Origin of the sequence: Priestia sp. AB, assembly GCF_028369225.1 — a bacterium.
GTDB lineage: Bacteria > Bacillota > Bacilli > Bacillales > Bacillaceae_H > Priestia > Priestia megaterium.
In genome coordinates this window covers 561,664-583,567 of record NZ_JAQMYN010000002.1, presented here as the reverse complement: position 1 = coordinate 583,567, position 21,904 = coordinate 561,664, and the positions used below count along the sequence as shown (strand labels likewise).

Genomic DNA, 21,904 nt, shown 5'->3' with positions numbered 1-21,904 from the left:
AAAAACCATTGAGCCTATGGTCAATGGTTTTTTCGTGAGGCGTTCTTTATAAAAACAGCTCGCTGCGTTCTAAATGCTTATACAGCCGCGTTGTGACTTGTTTTTGATTCCATTCGTTCTGCGGAAACTGCTGCTTGTCTACGTGAGCAACGGCCGGCTTATAGGTTTTTTGAATCCGTTTGATATCATTAAACGTTGCGTTGGTTTCAATGTGATCAGCGAGAGTAAATACAAGAGAATGCAGCTTTGCAACATTGGGTACCGTGGCTGCTTGACTGAAAATGGCTTTTGCGACGGACAGCTGTCTTTCATGGGCAGTAAAGATGTCTTGCTCATTACGCTCCTTTAAAAAAACAAGCGCTTCTTTTCCGTTAAGGCGAATCGATCCTTTTGGAAAAACAATGTTGCTGTGTTCAAAAGCACGTTTGTTTGTGACGATAATGCCGCCTAATTTATTTACAGCATCGACGACTGCCTGCTGATCCATTTTGACATAATAATCAACAGGAAGCTTTGCATACGTTTCGACGTTCTTTACGACAGCATTCATATTTCCTCGATGATAAATGGTTCGCAGTGTTTCATTGCCGAGCTGAGTTGACCCTGGCAAGTGGGTCATTTTTATTGATTCATGCTGTTTATTAACAGTCATATATACAAATGACGTATTTTGATGGTTCTCTTGAATTAAAAGCAGGGAAAACGGTTGCCCTTTTTTTAAATTGACGTGTGTTTTGTGCCCATGCTCAAGCGGTACATACGTTTGATCAACGGCAGCTTTCACCGTATGATAGCCTGCAAATGTGATGCTGACAAAACTGACGAGTAAAAATAGTACGAGACCGCCAATCCACTCTTTTTTTGCTTTGCTGCTCATCGTCTCACCTTTTTCTATCGAAGTCGTTCGTAGTATTGCCATCTTAAAAGGGGAGTAAAACAAATGAGCGCTATTTTTATTGTGTATCTCGTTTTTTCTTGGCGTAGGTTTTGAGCTCTGTAATTAAAATTGCTTGTTCTTCCGCATCGTTAAACGCTTCAATACCATAAAGGTATTCGGTGTGCCGTTTTTCTTTCCACACGCAAAGTCCGGTAATATGGATGGGTTTTTCATTTAAATAAAAGCTGATTTTTAGCTGGATTTGATGGTTGAAAATAGGTAAATCAAGCGGTGTGATTATTTTGATTCCTTTTGGTGAAAGGTCGATAACAGACAAAGGACCTGGCTTAGAATCGATTTCTTTGTTGTCGTATTTAGCAATGGAAAACGTTCCAACAATGGGAGTCTCAAATAAAAAGCGAAACGGTTCTTCACGTTTAAAATGCATGTTTCATCAGTCCTTTTCGTAATCTAAGTTTGTTAAGTAAGTATTCGATGAAAGTCCAAAAATTCCTACACGTTTTTCCCCATCACACATATAATGTTTATCGGTGTAGAAAATCTACCATGGCCGGTCTTTGGCCCTGGCAGATTTTCTAGACCTAATCGTAGGCGATCCCCCTTGAGGGGTTGATCGTCTACGATTAGGTGAACCTTTGCGGGAGGATTCAAGCTTTATTAGTTATCGATTGCCGATTATAACTGCTTTTATAGTATCGGAAGTTTTGTTTGAAACTTTAAAAGGTGAGGAAAAGGTTTTGAAAAAAGCGCTACGCTAGAATTGGATTGTATGTTAAAATTAAACTTTGTGAAGTAGCTGTATTACAAGTCAGCGTTCCTTCAACTAATTAGGAGGTGAGATGAATGGGCACTGATGACCCCATTTCGATGAAGGTTACTGCAAAACAAGATAGGGGCAACAAAGGTGTATGTGTTCCTCTCATTTCAACGAAGGAAAATACTCCTTAATGCCTCAATGATGTGAGGTGAAAAATCAATGATTAAAACATACTTATATGATGATGAAACAAAAGAAATGGTAACGAATCTTGATTTAGGAGACGTGCATGAGAAATTGCGCAATCCTGATAATTTGCTGTGGATTGATTTGTATGATGTCCACGGACAAGAGCTTGCTCAAATTGCTAAATTATTCGATTTTCACCCATTGGCGATTGAAGACTGCTTACACGACAGTCCTCGCGCTAAAATGGATGATTACGAAGACTATAAATTTTTCGTTTTTCACGCGCTTCGCTATAACGAAGAAAGTGATGACGAGATTACGACGCTTGAGTTAAATGCCTTTGTCGGATCAAATTACGTAGTAACAATTCATAAACATAAAATGGGCTGGCTTCGCAAAATGGATGCTGTGTGCTCACGTTATCCAAAGTTTATGAACCGCGGCGCCGACTTTTTATTATATGCTTTGATTGATGGCATCACGGACGAATACTTCCCGATTTTAGACCGAATCGACATGCGTATTGATGAATTAGAAGATGAAATCTACAACAAAGAAGTGCGCGGAGTGACAGAAGAGTTCTTGGCGTTAAAAAGAACGATTATCTTAATCCGTCGCGTTATTCTGCCTCAGCGCCGAATTTTCTTAACGGTTAATGGAAAGTGGAAATTCGATATACGAGAAGAAAATGTTCCTTTCTACATTGATTTGCTTGACCACTTAGAGCGTATTGTAGATTCTGCTGAAACGTTTAGAGACCTCGTAAACAGTGCACTTGATACGTATTATTCTATTACCAATGCAACTTCATCTGAAAAGCTGAATGTCTTAACGCTGATTTCAACGATTATGCTTCCGCTGACGTTCGTAACCGGATTTTTTGGAATGAACGTACCGATTCCATATCAGAATTCCCACTGGGCTACTGCTGTTATTATCGTTATGTTAATTGTGTTAACGTGGGGAATGTGGAAATACTTTAAAAACAAACAGCTGTTATAACAAAAAGGCACTTGGCCATAAGCCAAGCGCCTTTTTTCTTTATTTTGTCACTGTTTTTGTTGTTGCCTTACTCGTATTGTTCGCTTTGTCTTTTGCGGTTACGCTTAAGACTGTTTTTTCTTTTTGCTTTTTAATTTTTACTGAGTATTGTCCTTTGCTGTTTGCAGCAGCAGAGCCAATGCTTTTTTTGTTTACTGTTACCGTTACGGTAGCATTTGCTTCTGCTTTACCTGTTACAGCCGTGCTTTTTGTTGTGACAGCATTTACGCTTGGTGCAGCAGGGGGAGTTTTATCGCTCGCTTTTACAGTCGTAGCTTTACTTGTGTTGTTGGCTGCGTCTGCTGCTGTTACGCTGATTGCTGTACCTGCTTTTTGTTTTTTAATCGTAATGCTGTACTGACCTTTTGCATTGGCTTTTGCTTTGCCGATTTCTTTGTTGTTCACTTTCGCTACAACAGCTGCATTTGCTTCAGCTGTTCCTTTAATAGCTGTATCCGCGTCGCTGACTGGATTCACTTTAGGTGCATTTGGAGCAATAACGTCAAGCACCGTGACTTTTACTTCTTCACTTTCTTGTTGTTGGCTGTTTGTAGCCGTGACGTACAAGACTGTGTTTTCTTTTTGTTTTGGAATTTTTACTTTGAAAGCGCCTTTTGCATCAGCTTTTGCTGAAGCAATCACTTTTTTAGCGCTGTTTTTAACATTTACCGTAAAATTCGCTTTAGACGTTCCTGTTACATACTCATCTTTATTCGTCACCGCTTTTACCGCTGGTTTGGCAGGTGCTTTTTGAACAACTGCACGAATGCTCGTACTTGCTTTTCCGTTTGTGACAACTACTTGTAAAACGGTATCAGCTTTTTGAGCTGGAATGTTCACAGAGAACGTATTTTTTGCATCAGCTTTAACTGTGCCAAGTGTTTTTGAACCGTTCATTACTTTAACAGTTGAACCGCTTTGAGCTTTACCTGTAATAATTTTTTGCGTGCTGACAAATGGATTTACCTGCGCTTGCAGCTGCTGTGCACTTACTGCGCTGTACGCATTTAAACGTCCCCATCCTGATACGTAATCGTAGCCTGGAGCAGGGGGTTCTGCTGGACTTTCTTCGTCATCGTATACAGGAGCATCTTTTTCATCAAATTTAATATCTTTAGCTGTATCCGTTAGGCGTTTTTCAACGTCTTTTGGCTTTAAGCCTGGGTTTTGTGATAGCAATAATCCCGCAACGGCTGCCACGTGAGGTGTTGCCATGGATGTTCCGCTTAAATAAGTGACGTTTCCGTCTGGAACAAGACTTGGAATATCAGAGCCAGGAGCTGTAATATCTAATCCTTTTCCGTAGTTTGAGTAGTCAGATACGATATCTAAACGGTTTGATGCGCCTACTGAAATCGCATAGGCGGATGAAGCAGGGTAAGAGAGCTCTTCCATACCGTCGTTTCCACTTGCAGCTACAACCGTTACGTTATGATCGTATGCGTATTTTAACGAATATTCAAGCACGCGGCTGTAAGATCCGCCAAGGCTTAAGTTAATGACTTTTGCACCGTGATCAACCGCGTATTTAATACCGTACGCAATTTGTTCTGTATCTCCGCTACCAGATGCGTCTAGAATTTTAACCGGTAAAATTTTCGCATGAGAATTAATGCCGGCCATTGAATAGTTATTGTTTGCAGAGGCTGCGATAATACCTGCTACGTGAGTTCCATGTCCATTGTCATCAGTTGCATTTGACGAACGATCCACGTAGTTATAGCCTGTTTTTGTATCCACCACGCCTTTTAAATCAGCTAGTGATGAATCGACACCCGTATCCGCAACGGCAATAACCGTATCTTTTAATTTTTGACTGTTTAGTAACTTTTCAAGCGATTCATATTGAATATCGGCATGCTGAGTACCGTCATTTTTACCCGTGTTATTTAATGACCATTGATACGGATATTGTGAATCCATTGAAAGAGCGTGGTACTCTTGAACCGGCTCGATAAATTCAGTTTCAGGAAGTGCCTGAATTTGTTTTGCCGTCATTTTACCTTGAGCAGATGACGTGCTGAAGCTTTTTCCATTGCTGTCATCTAATTGAATAACAAACATATTATCAAAAGAAGCAGCTGATTGTTTTAATGGATTAATAGATTCAATGCTTGCTGATTTTGACTGTGCTTTTGTTTTGAATGATTTAGCATTTGCACCATCTTTTAATTTAACAATATAGCGAGTTTCAGCTTTTATTGAAACGCTGTTTGCGCTAACTAACTTAGCTCTTACTAATACAGACGATACGTTTAATTCCGTTACGTCTTTTAATTTTGTCTGCGCTGCTACTTTTTCTAAGTCTTTCTTTAAAGCAGCCGGAACGGATTTATAAGCGATGCTGTATAAATCATTGATTGCTTTTTGATCAGCACTTGTAATCATGTACGTGCTTGATGCGCCGTTTTTCGCTACATCTGTAAATAGACCTTTTAGCTGAACTAAATCTTTGTATACTTGTTCGCGCATCGATTTATCGATAATCATTTTAGAGCTGATAAACGGAGCGGCTTTGTAATAAAGAGAAGAAAGGTCTTTTCCGCTTGCTGTTTTTGAAAGTACAGCGTCACGAATCGTACGCAAATCTTTTAAAATACCTTTTCCGTTTTCTTTTTGGCTTGTACTCAATTCAGCTGGGCATTCTTCTGCCACCATTTGAGAAGGTGGTAGTGAAGCGCCTTCATAGCTGATTGTGTAAGGAACTTCTGTTTTTTCTTCCGGCTGTGGTTCTGGAGAAGTTGAACCGTCTTCCGCGTCTTCTTCAATCATTTCGTCTTCGCTTCCATAATACTCAACTTTCACATAATAAGGGCCAGTCCAAGCGATTGGAAAATCAAGCTGAGCAGGCTCATCTTTGTAGGAGTATCCCATATAACGGTCAAATGCCACGTTGTTTTTGGCATTTTCAAGACTAGAGTAAACCGTGATGTTTACTTCATCATCACTTTGAAGCTTAATTCGGTAGTGTGAAAATTTTGCTACCTCTTGCTTAGAAGGATTAATTTTGTACCAATGTGTTTGTTCTGGTTCTGTAAATGTTCCTTTTGCTGCTTTACCAATGCTTAATGTTTTTTCGTTAGCAGGAGGATTGCCTGCCGCTTGTGTTTTCAGTAAGCCTAATTGGCTAAAACACAAGGTGAACATTAAAGCAAAAGCAATAAAACGATAAATTGACCCTTTTTTCATGTTAAACCTCCAAAAAAATATAGTAAAAAACAGGAATTACATACCTATTAAACCATAAAGTTTAAAAATTTGTAAATAATTACTGTTGCTTATTTTAGTATTTTGTCAAGTTATTAATCTCGTATAAGAAATGGTGAGATAAGTCCTAGTTGCAAAAAGTAGAAAAAATTGGAATAATAAAGATTGAGCCTGTTTATAAGAGGCGAGAGTATGCTGAAAAGGGAAGAAGGGAATGAGAATTATTTTTAAAAGCAGAATTCACTGGAGAAAATCTGATCGGTTTCTTTTTACCTGTGTTTATAAAGAGGAAATCGGGCTATATAAATAAAGATTGGAAAAATTTTCAGTCTAATTAAGTTCATTTGTAGCATATAATACGAGCTGGATTTCTTTTATAATAAACAAAAGCAAAGAAAGAGCAAATGGTGAAAAGGAGTGAAAGAAGTTGTCAAATGTGATGCAACGACAGGAAAAACGAATGAAGTTTGATGCCGAACAGCTTGCACCCCTTGATATTGATGAAGAGATAAAGAAGTTGCTAATAGAAAAAGGATTGCCCAAAGAAGCTTCACCATTTCTAGAGTTCGTTTCATCCAAAGGAAAGCTAACAACATTATGCGAAACATTTGAGTTATCATCTCGCTATCAACACTATTGGTTTTTAGGAACAACAGGCGCTGGAGATCCAATTTGTCTTCACCACCAAAACGGTTCTGTTGTGCTGCTCGATACGTCCAACGATGACTGCGAGCGCTTTATTAATACAACTTTTCCACAGTTTTTAGCATGCTTAGATGTGTTTGAAGAACTAGTAGAAGAAACGATTCAAGCGAACGGAGAATCTGCATACTTAGAGCGACACATTCCTGCTGAGGTGCTTCAGCGATGCCAAAAACGTATGAATGAAATTGATGAAGCTTGTTTAGCCCCTTATTCTTTTTGGTTCAAAGAACTTTCTTTTTAATATAGTAGAAAAATAGACATGGCCATTTTGGTCATGTCTATTTAGTTGTGGCTGCAGGGCTAGTAATATAGATAGAATAAATAAAAATGATAGCATATAATGGATATAAATTCCTTTTTTGAAGAAGAAGGAGGGTGTAAATGATTTCTTTATTTGGATTAATGGGTGCTTTCTTTGTTCTGATTTTTGGTGCGTCGTATTTCTTCTATAGAAGGAACTCACCTGTGCAGTACGGAATTTCACTTAGCAGCATGCTAATAAGCATATTTCTATTTCTATATAGCATATTTGGAGCTGGCGGCTTTGAAGGAATGGGTCTTGGTGCTTTAGCGGCTGCTTTGTTTGTAGCGTCGGTTCTGAGCTTGTTCGTCAGCGTTCTTTTTAACATCATAAATAGACACGGGAAAGGTGCTGTGTGAAATGGGAGAAATAATCTTTAGAGAAGCAGTGCGGGAAGATTTAGATCAAATTGTTGGAATGCTCGCTGATGATATGCTCGGAAGCAAACGAGAGCGCTACGAATTACCGCTTCCAGACTGTTATGTTCAAGCATTTCAGGCAATTGATGCGGATCCAAACAATGAACTGATTGTCGCATGTAAAGATAGTAAAGTAATAGGTGTTCAACAAATAACCTTTACGCCCCACATTGCACGACAAGGCGGGTGGAGAGCAACGATTGAAGGAGTTCGAACCGCTTCGTCACAGCGCGGAAAAGGGGTTGGATATCAGCTGATTACATGGGCGATTGAACGAGCGAAAGAACGTAATTGTCAGTTAGTACAATTAACAACCGACAAGGAACGGTCAGAGGCTTTGCGTTTTTATCAAAAGCTTGGATTCACAGCTTCTCACGAAGGATTAAAGCTTCATTTGTAATTCGCTGTTAATGGTTGTATCCCTGTGGTAAGAATTTTTTGATTAAAATGAATTTTTTAGTTTAGTTCAATTGAAACGTGGTATACAAATAGTACAGAGCCGATAGAAATTTTTCTAAGGCTACTGTGAAAGGTAAATACTTAGCTTCATGAAGGGACTGGTTTCGTTTTGGAATACTTAACAGCAACTTCAGCAAACGTATTACCTCACATGAAAAGCAGATATTCTGATCTGACAATTGGCACGCTCGTTATGAACCGATATACGTAGCGAAAGGGCCTCACAAGGGCAAATGAACATGAAATAATTAGCATGATATGAAGGGAAGAACCTGCATCAGTTTTGATGCAGGTTCTTTTTTGTGAGATGCGGCAGGAAATTTTATACAAAATTTTGGAAGGAATTTATATGTAAAATCTATAAGTTAAGTATGGTAAGTTATTTTACCATCACGGATGAAATCATACATACACCAATTATGAAAGAAGCTAAAAGCCAGCTGGAACATTACCGTAAGAAAATCCTCAAATGAAGGCACTACGAAATTTCTTATAACTTATTTGACACCTAAGGTATAAAAGAGTATACTTGTGTTAAACATAGTAATTATGTCGGATAAGTGGGTTATGGTGCTGTGAACAAGACTTCTACTGATAAAGAGGAGATCTAGTCCAAATCGTACAGTCCGACTTTGATGAGATGCTTTCAAGCATCTTTTTTTTGTGCAAAAAAAACAGCCGCAGGGGCTGTTATAGGGCAGTAATTCTTCCTTTGTAAGCATCAATCAACCGCTGGTTATGTTCATCTGAACCTTCCATGTTTCCGCTTAAAAAGACAGGAGGCGTGATACCGCGGCTGAGCAGTTTTTGGATGGCTTTAGATAGGACATTATTTAAGATAGCGCCTCCAATTACAGTGGAACCAGAAGCGAAAGAAATATCTTGCTGATGAAGAAGAACGTCTCCTTTTGGAATGTGATTATTCATAACAAGATCCACGACATCATGAAGGTATTTTCCGCTTTTATGTCGCGAAGCCCGGCTCGTGGCATAAGAAGGAGAGGTAAGCCCGATAACAAAGGCGCCTTTTTCTTTTGCAATTAAGGCCACATCAATCGGAACGGGATTTACGCCCGACGTAGAAATCACAATCATGATATCGCCTGATACGATATCTTCTTTTTCCATAAAGGTGGAGGCATAGTCGTTTTTACGCTCTAGCTGTGAAGAGCGCGAAGCTCCTTTATGAAGCATCAGTTCTTCTACAAAAATAGGATGAATCGGCGCAAGCCCTCCGGAACGGTAAAACACTTCTTCCGTTAAAATATGAGAATGACCGCACCCAAATAAATGAATAAGGTGATGAGAAGCTAGTTGCTGTGAGATTTTCTCGGCTGCGGATTCCATTGCCTGCTGTTCATGCGCCTCCACTTTAGCAAGCAGTTTTGTTAGTTCCTGTAGATATAAACTAGACATAAAAAAACTCCTTAGTTAAGATCGTGTCATGTTAATCGTAAACTTATAGCGGTCTGCTCGGTACGAAGATTTCACCACTTCAAGCGGCGTACCGTCTTGCAAATACGTATTTCTTTGAATTAATAGAACGGGTGAATATGAGCTGATTCCAAGATGCTTCACTTCGGTTTCAGAAGCTAAAATGGATTCTAACGTTTGGTTGGCTTCGCCAATTTTTAGTCCGAGCTCTTCTTCAATATAGCGGTAGAGAGAGTCATTAACAATGGATTCTGTTAAGCCTTTGACTAAGTTAGCGGATACATATACGCTTTCGAGCGCCATTGGCACGTCGTCAGCTAAACGAATACGCTTGATTTCATAAACGGGCGCATGAAGAGAAATGTGCAGCTGCTCGGCAATTTTTTCTGAAGCCGCAATAATTTCAAAGCTCAGCAGCTTACTGCTTGGCACCATTCCGCGCGCTTTCATATCTTCTGTAAAACTCGTTAATCCAACGAGCTGCTGCTCCAGTTTTTTTTCAGATACAAAGGTGCCGCGGCCTTTTTGACGGTATAAATAACCGTCGTTTACTAAATTGTTAATTGCTTGGCGAACGGTCATTCTGCTGATTTCAAATCGTTCTGCAAACTCTCGTTCAGAAGGAAGCGAATCATTCGGTTTTAACTCTCCGTTTTCAATTTGTTTTTTCAACTGTTTTTCAATTTGATAATAAATCGGAAGAGGTGAGCTTTTATCAATCACTTAAGTTCTCTCCTTTATGTAAACCTCCTCATCTAAAAAAGACGAGGAGGTATGTTATCTATATATGCTCTAACTAATAGCGAGACACCTTTCTTTCATAAAGACGGATTGATTATAGCCCGGTTAGGCTGCTTGACTATTCTTTCAAAGGCTCACTTTAGCTAAAGCTTCTTGGTCCGCAATAATTGTAACACAGTGATGCTTCTTTAAAATAGAAGCAGGGAAGTCTTCTGTGATTTCTCCGTTAAGCAGCTGATACATCGCTTCTGCTTTGGCTTCCCCGGAGATAAGAAGTAAAATTTCTTTACTTTTCATAATCGATTCAATTCCCATTGTAATAGCCTGAGTAGGCACTTCGTCAAGAGAATTAAAGTAGCGAGCATTCGCTTTTCGCGTTGACTCTTCTAACGTCACAATATGAGTAGGAGAGTTGAATGACGTACCAGGTTCGTTAAAGCCAATATGTCCGTTTTGGCCGATTCCAAGAATCTGAAGGTCAATGCCTCCGTGATTTTGAATCATTTCATCGTAGCGGCGGCATTCTTCTTCAGGCGTATCAGCTAGGCCGTTAGGAACGTGCGTGTTGCTTACGTCAATATCAATATGATTAAATAACGCATCTGCCATATAGTAGTGATAGCTGTTTGGGTCTTGCGGCTTCATTCCGACATATTCATCTAAGTTAAATGAAGTAACGTGTTTGTAAGACGTGCCGTGCTCCTTATGATCTTGAATTAAACGATCATATAATCCTTTCGGTGTGCCTCCCGTTGCAAGTCCCAGATTCATATTTGGTTTTTCATGAAGTTTGCTAATCAGCATATCAGCTGCTTTTGCACTCATTTCACTGTAGTTTTTCACTTGGATGATATTCATTGTTAGTCCTCCTTTTTAAAGCTCAATGTGCCTCGGCAAAATGTCATTTCAACATCTAAGTTTTCATTTAACACCACGATATCCGCATCTTTTCCAATTTTAAGGCTTCCTTTTGTATCAAACAGGTTAAGCTGTTTTGCTGGGTTTTCAGCAGTCATTTTTACGATGTCTTCTAATGAACAGTTCGTAAAGCTCATCGTGTTTTTAATCGCATCGTTCATCTTTAAGATGCTTCCTGCTAATGTTCCATCTGCAAGTGTAGCGGTTGTGTCATTTACGTGAACAGGCTGTCCTCCTAAATCATACGTACCGTTTTTTAGCCATTTGGCACGAAGAGAATCCGTGATAAGAATCATGCGTTCACTTGTAATTTGATCGTACGCAAGCTTGACCATTTCAGGTCGGCAGTGGATGCCGTCTGTAATCAGCTCTACAAATAATTCATCTCTCAAATATGCGGCCCCTAATACGCCCGGCTCTCTATGGTGAAGACCGCGCATGCCGTTATATAAGTGCGTAATATGAGAAGCTCCTGCTTCGATGGCTTCACCAACTTGATCATATGTGCTGTCGGAATGGCCAATAGAAGCGACGACGTTTGTTTCTTTTAAATAAGAAGTAAGCGCTAAGCCGTTTGGCTGCTCCGGAGCTAATGTAACAAGTTTAATATGTCCTCCGGCTGCTTTTTGCCACTCTTGAAACAGTGTCACATTCGGATCTTGAATGTGAGTAGGCGGCTGTGCACCCGCACGTTTCGGTGAAATAAACGGACCTTCTAAGTGAATACCAACTACTTCAGCATCCGCATCTGTTTGTTCTTCGATATAAGCGCCCGCGTTGCGAAGCGCTTTTTCAACCGCTTCATTCGACTGCGTCATAGTGGTTGCTAAAAAGCTTGTTGTACCTTCTTTTGGGAGCGTGCGCGCCATTGTTTTTAATGCTTCTGCTGTACCGTCCATCGCATCGGCATTGTTAACGCCATGAATATGCACATCAATGGCACCCGGAATAACTTTATAGGAAGGAGAAAGTTCAATTACATGGTCTTTTGGCTCACGTACGTATTGATGTATCTCTCCGATTTCAGTGATTTTTTTGTTCGTTAGTTTAATATACCCATTTTTTAATGTCTGATTTTCACTATAAACGGTTACATTATAAATAATGATGGATGAATGTGTATCCATACATACACTCCTTTGCTCGTTGTATTGATTTAAGTGTAACGCTTTTTGGAATAGTTGTCTAGACCAGTTGATTCTTTTTTGTGAACTAGAAAGTTTTGTAAGGGCTTTTAACATTGATATAGAAAGGTTTTTAAAAAGAAAATTGGTATAGACAACTATATATTTTATGTGCTAGTATGAGTCCATGCAGTAAAACCGCCGTTATGTCAGCTGATGATGTAATCATAGGCCGGGATGAATGCGGTAACTTGTCATCCGATAAATATTGTTACGAAAATCCTTGCTCGTAACATCGGGTTAAATACGTTATACAAAGGGGATAGAAACATGCTGAATTTTTTACAACGTATTGGTAAATCGCTTATGCTGCCAATCGCAGTATTACCTGCTGCGGCATTGCTTCTTCGTTTGGGTCAAAAGGACTTATTAGATATTCCATTTATGGCTCAAGCCGGAGATGCGATCTTTGCGAATTTAGCACTACTGTTTGCACTCGGAATTGCTGTAGGGCTTTCAAAAGATGGAAGCGGCGCAGCAGCACTTGCCGGAGTCGTTGGTTATTTTGTATTAACAAAAGGAACTGTAGCTATTGATAAAGATATTAACATGGGTGTACTCGGCGGGATTGTCTCAGGGGTAACGGCCGGTTTACTATACAATCGTTTCTCAGCAATTAAGCTGCCCGAGTGGCTTGGCTTCTTTGCAGGAAAGCGGTTTGTGCCGATTATTACGTCAGTCGTTATGCTTGCGCTTGCAGGAATCTTCGGGGTTATCTGGCCGCCGATTCAAGATCAAATTAACAACTTAGGAACGTGGATTACAGGAGCAGGAGCGCTTGGGGCAGGTATATACGGATTTTTAAACCGTCTATTAATTCCAATTGGACTGCATCACGTGTTAAACAGCTTAGTGTGGTTTGTATTCGGAGACTATCACGGCGTAACGGGAGACTTGAATCGCTTCTTTAAAGGAGATCCAACGGCAGGAACCTTCATGTCTGGATTCTTCCCGGTTATGATGTTTGGTTTACCGGCAGCTGCGCTTGCGATGGTTGCAGCAGCTAAAAAAGAAAAACGCAAACAAGTCAGCGGTATGTTAATCGGGCTTGCGGTTACTTCTTTTTTAACGGGAATTACGGAACCAATTGAATTTTTATTTATGTTCGTAGCACCGCTATTATACGTTATTCATGCCGTTTTAACAGGAATATCGATGGCTTTAGCCGTTGCTCTTGGCATTCACGCGGGATTTGGATTTTCAGCAGGTGCCATTGACTTCTTCTTAAACTACGGAATTTCACAAAAGCCGCTGCTGTTAGCGGGAATTGGAATTGTATATGCAGTGATTTACTTTATCATTTTCTACACGCTGATTAAAGCGTTAAATTTAAAAACACCGGGACGTGAAGATGATGAAGAAGTAGACACATCAAACGAAACGGTTGTAGCAACAGGCGATAAATATGTGGATATGGCATCGTATTTTATTGAAGATCTAGGCGGAAAAGAAAACTTAACCGTGATTGATAACTGTGCGACTCGTCTTCGCTTACAAGTAGCTGATGCCGGCAATATTAATGAAGCTGCCTTAAAGCGCCACGGAGCGAGAGGAATTATGAAGCTCAGCAAAACAAATGTTCAAGTCATTGTCGGAACAGAAGTAGAGTTTGTTGCAGACGCAATGAATCAATTAGTTAAATACGGCACGGCGTCAACCGCTGCACCTGTTGAACAACAGGCTGTTCAAGCAGACGCACACACAGAGTTTGTTTTACCGTTTGAAGGCGTTGTAAAGCCGCTTAGTGAAGTGGAAGATCAAGTGTTTTCACAAAAAATGATGGGCGACGGTTTTGCGATTGAACCGATTGAAGGAACGCTCGTATCACCGATTAACGGTGAAATTATGACCGTGTTCCCAACAAAACATGCGATTGGCTTAAAAACAGCAGAAGGAATTGAAATCCTGATTCACGTTGGATTAGATACCGTGAATTTAAAAGGCGAAGGATTTGAAGCGTTTGTTCAAGAAGGCGACAGCGTTCAACAAGGAACACCTCTTTTACAGGTGGATATAGAGTATGTTAAAAAGCATGCACCGTCGATTGTGACACCAGTTGTATTTACCAACTTGCCAGCGGATAAAGAAGTAAAGCTGTTAAAAACAGGGTACCAAAAGCAAGGCACAAAAGACGTTATTACATTTTAATAAAAAAGCTGGAACAAATGTGTTTTAGTAAAAGATCCGAATGATTCATCGTTCGGATCTTTTTCTTTTCTTCATAATTAAAAGAATTTTGTGTTAAAATTTAGTGTGTTTGATACAGCTAGTGCGGAGCAGAGAGGGAGTAGAACAAATGAAAAAAGAAGCGGCATTATTCATAGTAAAGGTGACGGCATGTTTATTATAGGAGCATTAGTCAATGGGTTAGCGATTGTTGTAGGAACATTAATGGGCAAGCTTGCTCACCGCATTCCTGAAAAAGTGAGCGTGACGGTGATGCAAGTGATGGGGTTATCCGTTATCACGCTCGGTTTGCAAATGGGTTTTAAAAGTCATCAGTTTTTAATTGTAATTTTGAGCTTAGCCATTGGAGCGGTTATTGGTGAGTTCATTGATTTAGATGAAAAGCTAAACCTTTTAGGCAATATGATTGAACGAAAATTTCAATCACAGCAAAATGACAAGCAAACATTCAGTATTTCACAGGGCTTTGTAACAGGGACGTTAATTTTTGTTATTGGAGCGATGGCGATTGTAGGGGCATTAGACAGCGGAATACGCGGCGATCACAGCGTATTGTTTACAAAAGCGGTGATGGATGGGTTTATCTCATTATTATTAACGACTACGCTTGGAATAGGCGTCATTTTCTCAGCTGTGCCCGTGTTTCTATACGAAGGCATCATTGCGTTATTTGCCACGCAAATTAATGCGATTGTGCCGCAAGATTTAATGAATAGTATCATTGCCGAAGTCACGGGGGTAGGCGGCGTATTAATTTTAGCAATTGGGATTAATTTATTAGAAATTATTAAAATTAAAGTTGCGAATTTATTGCCTTCGATTTTAATTGCGGTTGTGATTGTAGTTGTACAGCATACATATTTTTTATGAAGAAAAAGCTTGTGAATAGTATTCGCAAGCTTTTTTGTATATATGAGCAAAAGTTAAGGGAATAGCAGGTATAAAGTGATGTGTGGATAATGATATAGAATGAACCGAAAACAAAAAGGAGGATTAAAAATGCCGAGTCCTGTTTTCAATAAAATGAATACGGTATTTATTCACGTAGCTCATTTAAAAACTTCGGTAAAATAGTATAGCGATTTATTGAATCAAGAATACAAGATGAGCGAAGTTAAGAATCCAGTTTATAATCTTAAAATTGATGGAGAAACAGGATTAACACTAGACGCAGGTCCTGAAGGAAAAGAAAAACAAATAGCGGTTAGTCTCCATCCAATTTTTAATTTTCATACTGAAGATATTAAAGAAGCATATGAATTTGTTAAAGGGCTGCACTATACGATTGATTCTCCGATTACTTCTTTTGAAGATTTTTCGTTTTTTACCATAAAAGATCCGGATGGACATGTGGTCATGATTTGCACAGGTTAAGTCGTTAGCTCCAGAAGTTTAAGGTATAGTATACTAAGAAGAAAACCCTAATGAGATAAAGTAAGGAGAAATACTGCTTATGAAAGACAATCAACAGATTACAGCTCTTATTGCTGCACAAGTGGAAAAGTTAGCACGTCAATTTGGCTATGACTTTTTATCTGAAAAACAAGGGAATCAAACGCTTTGTCAAATTCTTCAGCGAGATGAAGACGGATCTATTTTGGCAACGCCGCTTAGTTTTCATTTACATATGAATGAAGACAAAGGGACGGGAGATATTATTTACTACCATGAACAAGGAGAATTTAAGCGTCAGCAAGTGAATGTATATGAAGAAAACAGCCTTGTGAACGTGTTGTTATTTATCCAAGAGCGCTTAAAGGTCAATCGATAGAAGCGAGTTTCCTAACATATGCAAGAAAAAAAGCAGGGAGTTAGTTCCCTGCTTTTTTTCTATGAACTGATATAGCGCAATCCTACGCGGTTATTAAAAATTTGGTTGTGATTTTTGAAGATAAAAGCACCTGCTGCGTGATCAATCACCAGCTCGTTGTCGTACACTTCTTCCATGTCATCATCAACAATAAATTCTAAGTCTTCAACCGTTACAACTTTTTCATAGGATTGAAGGCTGCGCTTTGAGATGATCTTCATTTCATAAATTGTATTAACAATATCGCAGCTTCCTCGATCAAAAGAAAGCTGAATCATTTGATTTTGTTCTACGTTCCGCAACGCTTCTTTTGCAGAAGGAGTGACGCGTATATTCATAATGATATCCTCCTTTTTCTATCCTCAAATTAAATTGTGTAAAATGTATTTAGCAATACTTTACTCGATTTTTATATCACCGGCAAGAAAAAAGCTTTCTTATATTATTTCCCTTTCGAACCAGAACAAAACGCTGCTTTTTTATCATCTTTTCATAAAGGCGTACATAGATATCACCTGTATATGATGAAAGGAAAAAGAGATCGACTATAGAAAAGTGCCGATTCGTAATTCTTAGGTGTAAATGCTTAAAAATAGGAATATATTGTAATAAAATAAGAAGTTAAGTCATTTACCTATTTTAATAGTTATTGAGATAGTTTTGAATAATTGGTTTTATTTTCAATATATTGGGTACTTAAGTAGAGTACTTTGCACACGATATTGCACCGAAAGACATCGGTTTATCGGACTAATTATTGTCTTATTTTGTCGAAGTAGTAGAATTTATGGAAACCATTCCTTATCATGTACAAAGTGACTAACAAAATACATAGGAGGTTCTGGTGTAGATGAGTGAGAAAGATCAAAACAGAACAACAGACGAAACAGCGGCTTCGCTAGAAACAGCGCCCGCTCCCAAAAAGGCACCGGCTAAATGGATTATCATTTTAGCAGCTTTAATTGTGATTATTGGAGGAGCAATTACATTTGCTACGGTATTTAAAAAATCTCCTAAGCAATTATACTTAATTTCTGAAGTAAATACGTATCAAAAAGCAGCTGATGAATTAGAAACAAAGTACAGTGAAACGATGGCTTATCAGGAAAAAGCGATGAAGCAGCCTTCTACCACAAATGCTACTATCAAAGGCGGCTTTAACATGGATTCACTTTCGTATGATCCAAGCTTTAAAATGATTCAAGATCTTATCAGTAAAGCTGAAATTAAAATTAAAGCGGAACAAGATCCGAAAAAAAGTGAAGGATACGGTTCACTGGCTCTTAATATCGGCGGTTCAAAAGCGCTTGACCTAGAAGGCTTTCAAACGAAAGAAAGAATAGGTTTTAAAGCCCCGATTCTTGCAAATGAATATTTCTATTTAAACTTAGACGAATATGGACAGGTAGCGCGTAAGTTCGATCCTTCTTATTCAGGTCCTGAAACGCTTGACATTAATACAAGCAACGTGAGTTTAGAAGACTTAAAGTTAACGGAAAAAGAAAAGACCTACATTGCAAAAGAGTACGGAACGTTCATTTATGATGAGCTAGACAGCGATTATTTTACCAAAGAAAAAAATGTGGATTATAAAACAAATGGCAAAACGCTTCAGTTAACAAGCGTGACGCTTAACATGTCTGATAAAGAAACAAAACAATTTATGGATAAGCTTATTGCGAAGGTAGCAAAAGATGACAAGCTTCATACCATCTATGCAAATCATGTATCTAAGCTGTTTAAATCTTCGGCAGCAACGAATCCAGAATTAAAAGATATGGCAGATCCAAAAGAATTGAAAAAATCAGTAAAAGAAAGTCTTCAAGACTTCCAAAAAGAAGCAAAAGATACGACTTACCCTGGCGGTGTTAAATCAACTGTGTACGTTCAAGATGATGTTGTGGTAGCTCGCGATATGAACATGGGCGTAAAAAATGCTTCTAACGATAAAGGCAAACTTAACGTAGTAACTAAAAATATTCCGTATGAAGATAACAAAACAGCTAAGCAGTTTAAAGCAGTTTTAGCGGATAGCACTACCGATGATGCGTTTACGTTTGATATGAAAAATAACGTAACAACGGAAAGCGAAAAACGAAAAGAAAACATGTCTATTCATTTGTTAACAAAAGATTCAAAAGATGAAGACACGAATATGACATTTAAAATGGATTCGGTAATCAATGGTAAAACCGATGCGAAACAAACGGCTGACCGTACTTTCTCTTTAGACTTAGGTGATCAAGAAGATCTAGTAGTAAACGGGGAAGTAAAGCAGAATCAAGCAATAATTGCTTCAAAAGGAAAAGCAGATTATTCGTTTGATATTCGTACAAAAATAGGACCAAAAGCAGATCCGGCAAACGTTACGTTAAAAATTGACTCTGCTTCTCAATTAAAAAAATCAGCAGCTATTCTAGAGCTTGATGCGTCTAATGCAACAAATGTAAAAGATGTAACGCCTGAAGATATGCTGTCGATTCAAGAAAATTTCGCTAAAAATGTTCAAGGTCTCATGATGAATATGGGAACCGCTGGTTACTAAAAGGTGCAAAGCAGATGAAGATATATTTCTCTTTGACTCTTTTTACATGTAAAGCTCTATTGAAAAATATAAAATCTCTCATACTGCTAATAATGATCCCTGCTCTGTTTTTACTTGGAGCAGGGATCATTATTAGTCAGACCATGCAAGGTGAGGAGAGAGTGAATCGGTTCCCCGTGGCAATTGTGGATAAAGATGACACTGCACAAACGAAGTACGTCATCGAACAGCTGACTGAAGGTAAGCTTCGCAAGATCATGAAGCCTCTTTACACGAATGAACAGAAAGCTAAACAGCTTCTGCAGCAAAATAAAGTGGCAGCCATTGTAACGCTGCCAAAAGGTTTTAGTCACGATATTGCTCATGGAAAAAATCAGCCTTTATACGTCATTGGAAATAGTAATAAGCCGCTTCAGTCACAGCTGTTTCGCTATGTGATGGAAAGTGCAGCCGACTACACGTCAGCTGCTCAAAGCGGTATTAATACGGTTGAAGCCTTTTTAGAAAAAGAAAATGTTTCCGATGAAAATAGACGCGCAGAGTTTAAGAAGAGCTTGGTGACGTTTGGGCTTCACGTGTTAGATAGAGGAAGTTTATTTGATGAACAAATAGAAACGAGTTTCTTTCAGCAGGATATGAAGCAATATTATGTCCTGTCTTTTGCTGCTTTGCTGCTTATGATTTGGAGCTACGGCGGATGGCTGCTTGCTAGTGAAACGCAGACTTCTCCCGTGCTGGCTCGAATGAAAACAAGAGGTGTATCGTTTGTCCACATTTATTTAGCGCAGCTGACGGCTCTGTATGTTCTTTTGCTACCGGTCTCTGTCGTTTTGTTTGGAAGTCTCCTTAGAGGACTAAAACTGCCTGTAACTGGTACGTACGGAGAGCTTTTTTTAGGGGTAAGCGGAAGCTTGTTTGCTTTTTTATGTTTGTTTTTACTGCTTCGGGTTCTTTTTTTATCACAAAAAGCTTATCAAATAACCGGTTTGCTGTTTATTTTGCTGAGTGCGATGTTAAGTGGACATGTTGTGCCGGTCGTCTATTTACCGGACTGGGCGAGTGTTTTCCAGAAATGGTCACTCAACACCCGCGTATTGGAGCTTTTATTTTATGAATTTGATGGATATAACACAAACGAAGCTTTTCTTTACCTTAAGCCTATTCTCATTACGGCAGCGGGAAGTTTTGTTCTTGCTGCTGGCTACGTGATGACGCTGCAAAGGCGGTGGAGAAAATGATCAGTGAAAAAATAAAGCAGCTGCTGAAGCGCCCTATGCTTGTTATCATGATTTTCTTTTTACCTTTAATAGGAACGATTATTAGCAGCTCGTTTTTAGCAAAAGTACAAAGTGATTCAAAAATACCTGTTGCTCTTGTCGATCAAGATCACAGCAAAATGTCTAAACAAGTGATCAATCGACTACAGAAAACAACAGAAATTCAGTTTATTTCCCTGAATGAAGAACAAGCGAGAAAGCAGCTGGCCAAAAATAAAATTGACAGCATTTTTATGTTTCCTAACGGATTTCAACAAGAAGTAGAAGCGGGGAATTATCAAGGAGTCATTGATTTGCTCACGCTGCCTTCTTCAGTTGCCACAGAAGCGGTTCGAGAAGTCGTGGCGAGTGAAGTGACAAGGTTAACGACAAATGTTAAAGCGGCAAATGAAGTGCGTTTTTTATATAAAGTTTATAACATTCATGCAGGACCGGATTTATGGAAAGAAGCGTATCGTTATACCGATAACCAGTGGAAGCCAAAGCCGCTGATGACAATTGATTACGAGGCGCAAGGAACGAAGCATACGAAGCAAGGGAGCGCTCAAGTGACCGGATACGTGCCGCTATGGGGATTCTTTACGCTTTTACTTTGCTGCCTCACATCAGATTGGATGATTAAAGAGAGGAAGCATCTTTTCAAACGAATGAAAACGATGCAAAAAGGGCTTTATGGTTATATTCGAAGCGTCAGCGCTGCTTATGCTGTGCTATACGTGTTTCAAGCTCTCATAAGCTTTGCTCTATTTAAATGGCTGTATGGAGTAGAGTCTTACAGTGTGCTGCTGTATATGTGTATCTATGTGATTGTGTGCGTTGCTTTTAGCACGTGGCTTGCAAGTGAAAGTCAGCGAGTTGGATCTTATTATATGATCAGCGTTGTCATGGTCACAGGACTCAGTATAATAGGAGGGAGCTTTTTCCCGGTAGGAGAGCTTTCTGCAACGATTGAAAGAATAAGTCAGTGGCTTCCGCAGCATCTGCTTCTGTATCAGCATGCACTGCCGCTTACGTTCATTTGGAAAGAGATAGCTGTTTCCATTGCATGTATATGTTTGTGCGCGTTTAAAATAGTGTGGAATGTGAGGAGCATCAAATGATTGAAATTAACAATGTTAGCAAAACATACGGAAAAAAACGGTCGTTAGCAAATGTTACGCTGACCGTAGAAAGTGGAGAAGTCATTGGTCTTTTAGGACCAAACGGCGCTGGTAAGTCGACGCTTCTGTCTATTTTGTCTACCATTACGGCTCCTTCAAGCGGGAATGTCACGATTGGGGGCTTATCGCTTAAGAAAAATCAAAAAGCGATTCGAGAAGTCATTGGCTATGTTCCACAGGACATAGCGCTGTGGGAAGAGCTTAGCGTAAAAGAAAACATGAAAATGTGGAGCAAAATGACTTCACGCTCTCTGTCGAATGAACAGCTTCAGTCTCTTTGCTCAGCTGTACAGCTCGAAGGAAGATGGAAGGAAAAAGTGAAAAATTTATCAGGAGGCATGAAGCGAAAGCTAAACATAGCCGTTTCACTTATTCATGAACCGTCCGTTTTGTTAATGGACGAGCCGACGGTCGGAATTGATTTGCAGTCCAAGCTTGAGATCATTCGTTATATTAAACAGCTGGCGGCAAAAGGAAAGACGATTATCTATATTACCCATGATTTGAATGAAATATTAGATGTGTGTCATCGGTTTGCGGTCTTGAAGGAAGGAAAGCTGGAATTTGTCGGCACGATGGACCAAGCGAAGGAAAAGACTGGGGAAGAGGCAGAAGAGAACGTTGTGTATAAGCTGCTGCATGATTAAGATAAAGTAATGATAAAAAAGAGCC

At 39.3% G+C, this 21,904-nt stretch carries 20 protein-coding genes; 12 read left to right on the top strand and 8 right to left on the bottom strand.

Translation table 11 applies throughout. The annotated features are described in order from the left end of the window. Positions 1 to 46: 46 nt before the first annotated feature. Both POF52_RS09190 and POF52_RS09185 read right to left on the bottom strand, forming a co-directional pair. Positions 47 to 877: an LCP family glycopolymer transferase gene (locus POF52_RS09190; RefSeq protein WP_271992028.1), complete on the bottom strand. Its 831-nt coding sequence runs from the start codon at positions 875 to 877 to the stop codon at positions 47 to 49. Between the two features lie 76 nt (positions 878 to 953). Then, positions 954 to 1,325, bottom strand: coding sequence for a PilZ domain-containing protein (locus POF52_RS09185; protein WP_013082146.1), 372 nt, complete (start codon positions 1,323 to 1,325; stop codon positions 954 to 956). A gap of 549 nt (positions 1,326 to 1,874) precedes the next feature. Between POF52_RS09185 and corA the strand changes: the two genes are divergently transcribed. Beyond that, positions 1,875 to 2,846 (top strand): magnesium/cobalt transporter CorA, encoded by a 972-nt coding sequence (gene corA / locus POF52_RS09180; RefSeq protein ID WP_013055874.1) that lies wholly within the window; start codon positions 1,875 to 1,877, stop codon positions 2,844 to 2,846. A 39-nt stretch (positions 2,847 to 2,885) separates the two neighbouring features. On the opposite strand, the gene POF52_RS09175 is transcribed toward corA, so the two are convergent. Next, a complete protein-coding gene (locus tag POF52_RS09175; RefSeq protein ID WP_271992023.1) occupies positions 2,886 to 6,074 on the bottom strand; it encodes a S8 family peptidase in 3,189 nt (1,062 codons plus the stop codon). Between the two features lie 454 nt (positions 6,075 to 6,528). Between POF52_RS09175 and POF52_RS09170 the strand changes: the two genes are divergently transcribed. The 3 genes from POF52_RS09170 (at position 6,529) to POF52_RS09160 (ending at position 7,917) form a co-directional block, all read left to right on the top strand. Continuing rightward, a complete protein-coding gene (locus tag POF52_RS09170) occupies positions 6,529 to 7,038 on the top strand; it encodes an SUKH-4 family immunity protein (protein WP_258469288.1) in 510 nt (169 codons plus the stop codon). Between the two features lie 140 nt (positions 7,039 to 7,178). After that, the gene (locus POF52_RS09165; protein WP_271992021.1) at positions 7,179 to 7,457 is read left to right on the top strand and encodes a YesK-like family protein; all 279 of its coding nucleotides are present in this window, start codon (positions 7,179 to 7,181) and stop codon (positions 7,455 to 7,457) included. Position 7,458: 1 nt separating this feature from the next. Next, positions 7,459 to 7,917, top strand: a complete 459-nt coding sequence (locus POF52_RS09160; protein WP_271992019.1) for a GNAT family N-acetyltransferase — start codon at positions 7,459 to 7,461, stop codon at positions 7,915 to 7,917. Positions 7,918 to 8,666: 749 nt separating this feature from the next. On the opposite strand, the gene POF52_RS09155 is transcribed toward POF52_RS09160, so the two are convergent. From POF52_RS09155 to nagA, 4 genes are all read right to left on the bottom strand, one after another. Further along, entirely contained in the window at positions 8,667 to 9,392 is a 726-nt protein-coding gene (locus POF52_RS09155; RefSeq protein ID WP_271992017.1) for an SIS domain-containing protein, read from the bottom strand. Between the two features lie 15 nt (positions 9,393 to 9,407). Further along, positions 9,408 to 10,133, bottom strand: a complete 726-nt coding sequence (locus POF52_RS09150; protein ID WP_271992015.1) for a GntR family transcriptional regulator — start codon at positions 10,131 to 10,133, stop codon at positions 9,408 to 9,410. Between the two features lie 144 nt (positions 10,134 to 10,277). Then, a complete protein-coding gene (nagB, locus tag POF52_RS09145; protein WP_029325042.1) occupies positions 10,278 to 11,009 on the bottom strand; it encodes a glucosamine-6-phosphate deaminase in 732 nt (243 codons plus the stop codon). 2 nt (positions 11,010 to 11,011) lie between these two features. After that, positions 11,012 to 12,196 carry an N-acetylglucosamine-6-phosphate deacetylase gene (gene nagA, locus POF52_RS09140; RefSeq protein WP_271992011.1) on the bottom strand — a complete coding sequence of 395 codons (1,185 nt, stop codon included), beginning with the start codon at positions 12,194 to 12,196 and terminating at the stop codon, positions 11,012 to 11,014. Between the two features lie 327 nt (positions 12,197 to 12,523). Here nagA and nagE point away from each other — a divergent pair, with 327 nt between their 5' ends. The 4 genes from nagE (at position 12,524) to POF52_RS09120 (ending at position 16,211) form a co-directional block, all read left to right on the top strand. Continuing rightward, positions 12,524 to 14,401: an N-acetylglucosamine-specific PTS transporter subunit IIBC gene (gene nagE, locus POF52_RS09135; RefSeq protein WP_176583940.1), complete on the top strand. Its 1,878-nt coding sequence runs from the start codon at positions 12,524 to 12,526 to the stop codon at positions 14,399 to 14,401. A 189-nt stretch (positions 14,402 to 14,590) separates the two neighbouring features. Further along, positions 14,591 to 15,310 carry a DUF554 domain-containing protein gene (locus POF52_RS09130; protein WP_074894570.1) on the top strand — a complete coding sequence of 240 codons (720 nt, stop codon included), beginning with the start codon at positions 14,591 to 14,593 and terminating at the stop codon, positions 15,308 to 15,310. Positions 15,311 to 15,544: 234 nt separating this feature from the next. Further along, positions 15,545 to 15,814, top strand: coding sequence for a VOC family protein (locus POF52_RS09125; protein ID WP_271992008.1), 270 nt, complete (start codon positions 15,545 to 15,547; stop codon positions 15,812 to 15,814). A 79-nt stretch (positions 15,815 to 15,893) separates the two neighbouring features. Then, positions 15,894 to 16,211, top strand: a complete 318-nt coding sequence (locus POF52_RS09120) for a hypothetical protein (protein WP_013082157.1) — start codon at positions 15,894 to 15,896, stop codon at positions 16,209 to 16,211. 59 nt (positions 16,212 to 16,270) lie between these two features. Here POF52_RS09120 and POF52_RS09115 read toward each other — a convergent pair whose 3' ends face one another. Next, positions 16,271 to 16,588, bottom strand: a complete 318-nt coding sequence (locus tag POF52_RS09115; RefSeq protein ID WP_271992005.1) for an iron-sulfur cluster biosynthesis family protein — start codon at positions 16,586 to 16,588, stop codon at positions 16,271 to 16,273. A 512-nt stretch (positions 16,589 to 17,100) separates the two neighbouring features. On the opposite strand from POF52_RS09115, the gene POF52_RS09110 reads away from it, so the two are divergent. Genes POF52_RS09110 through POF52_RS09095 form a run of 4 tightly spaced genes read left to right on the top strand, consistent with a single transcriptional unit; the run spans position 17,101 to position 21,879 of the window. Then, complete coding sequence (locus POF52_RS09110) at positions 17,101 to 18,795, top strand: DUF6583 family protein (protein ID WP_271992003.1); 1,695 nt, start codon at positions 17,101 to 17,103, stop codon at positions 18,793 to 18,795. A gap of 14 nt (positions 18,796 to 18,809) precedes the next feature. Then, entirely contained in the window at positions 18,810 to 20,033 is a 1,224-nt protein-coding gene (locus POF52_RS09105; RefSeq protein ID WP_176583936.1) for an ABC transporter permease, read from the top strand. Continuing rightward, on the top strand, positions 20,030 to 21,172 hold the full coding sequence (locus tag POF52_RS09100; RefSeq protein WP_271992001.1) for an ABC transporter permease: 1,143 nt from the start codon (positions 20,030 to 20,032) through the stop codon (positions 21,170 to 21,172). The genes POF52_RS09105 and POF52_RS09100 overlap by 4 nt, the downstream gene beginning before the upstream one ends. Next, positions 21,169 to 21,879, top strand: coding sequence for an ABC transporter ATP-binding protein (locus POF52_RS09095; protein ID WP_013055892.1), 711 nt, complete (start codon positions 21,169 to 21,171; stop codon positions 21,877 to 21,879). The genes POF52_RS09100 and POF52_RS09095 overlap by 4 nt, the downstream gene beginning before the upstream one ends. Positions 21,880 to 21,904 lie beyond the last annotated feature (25 nt).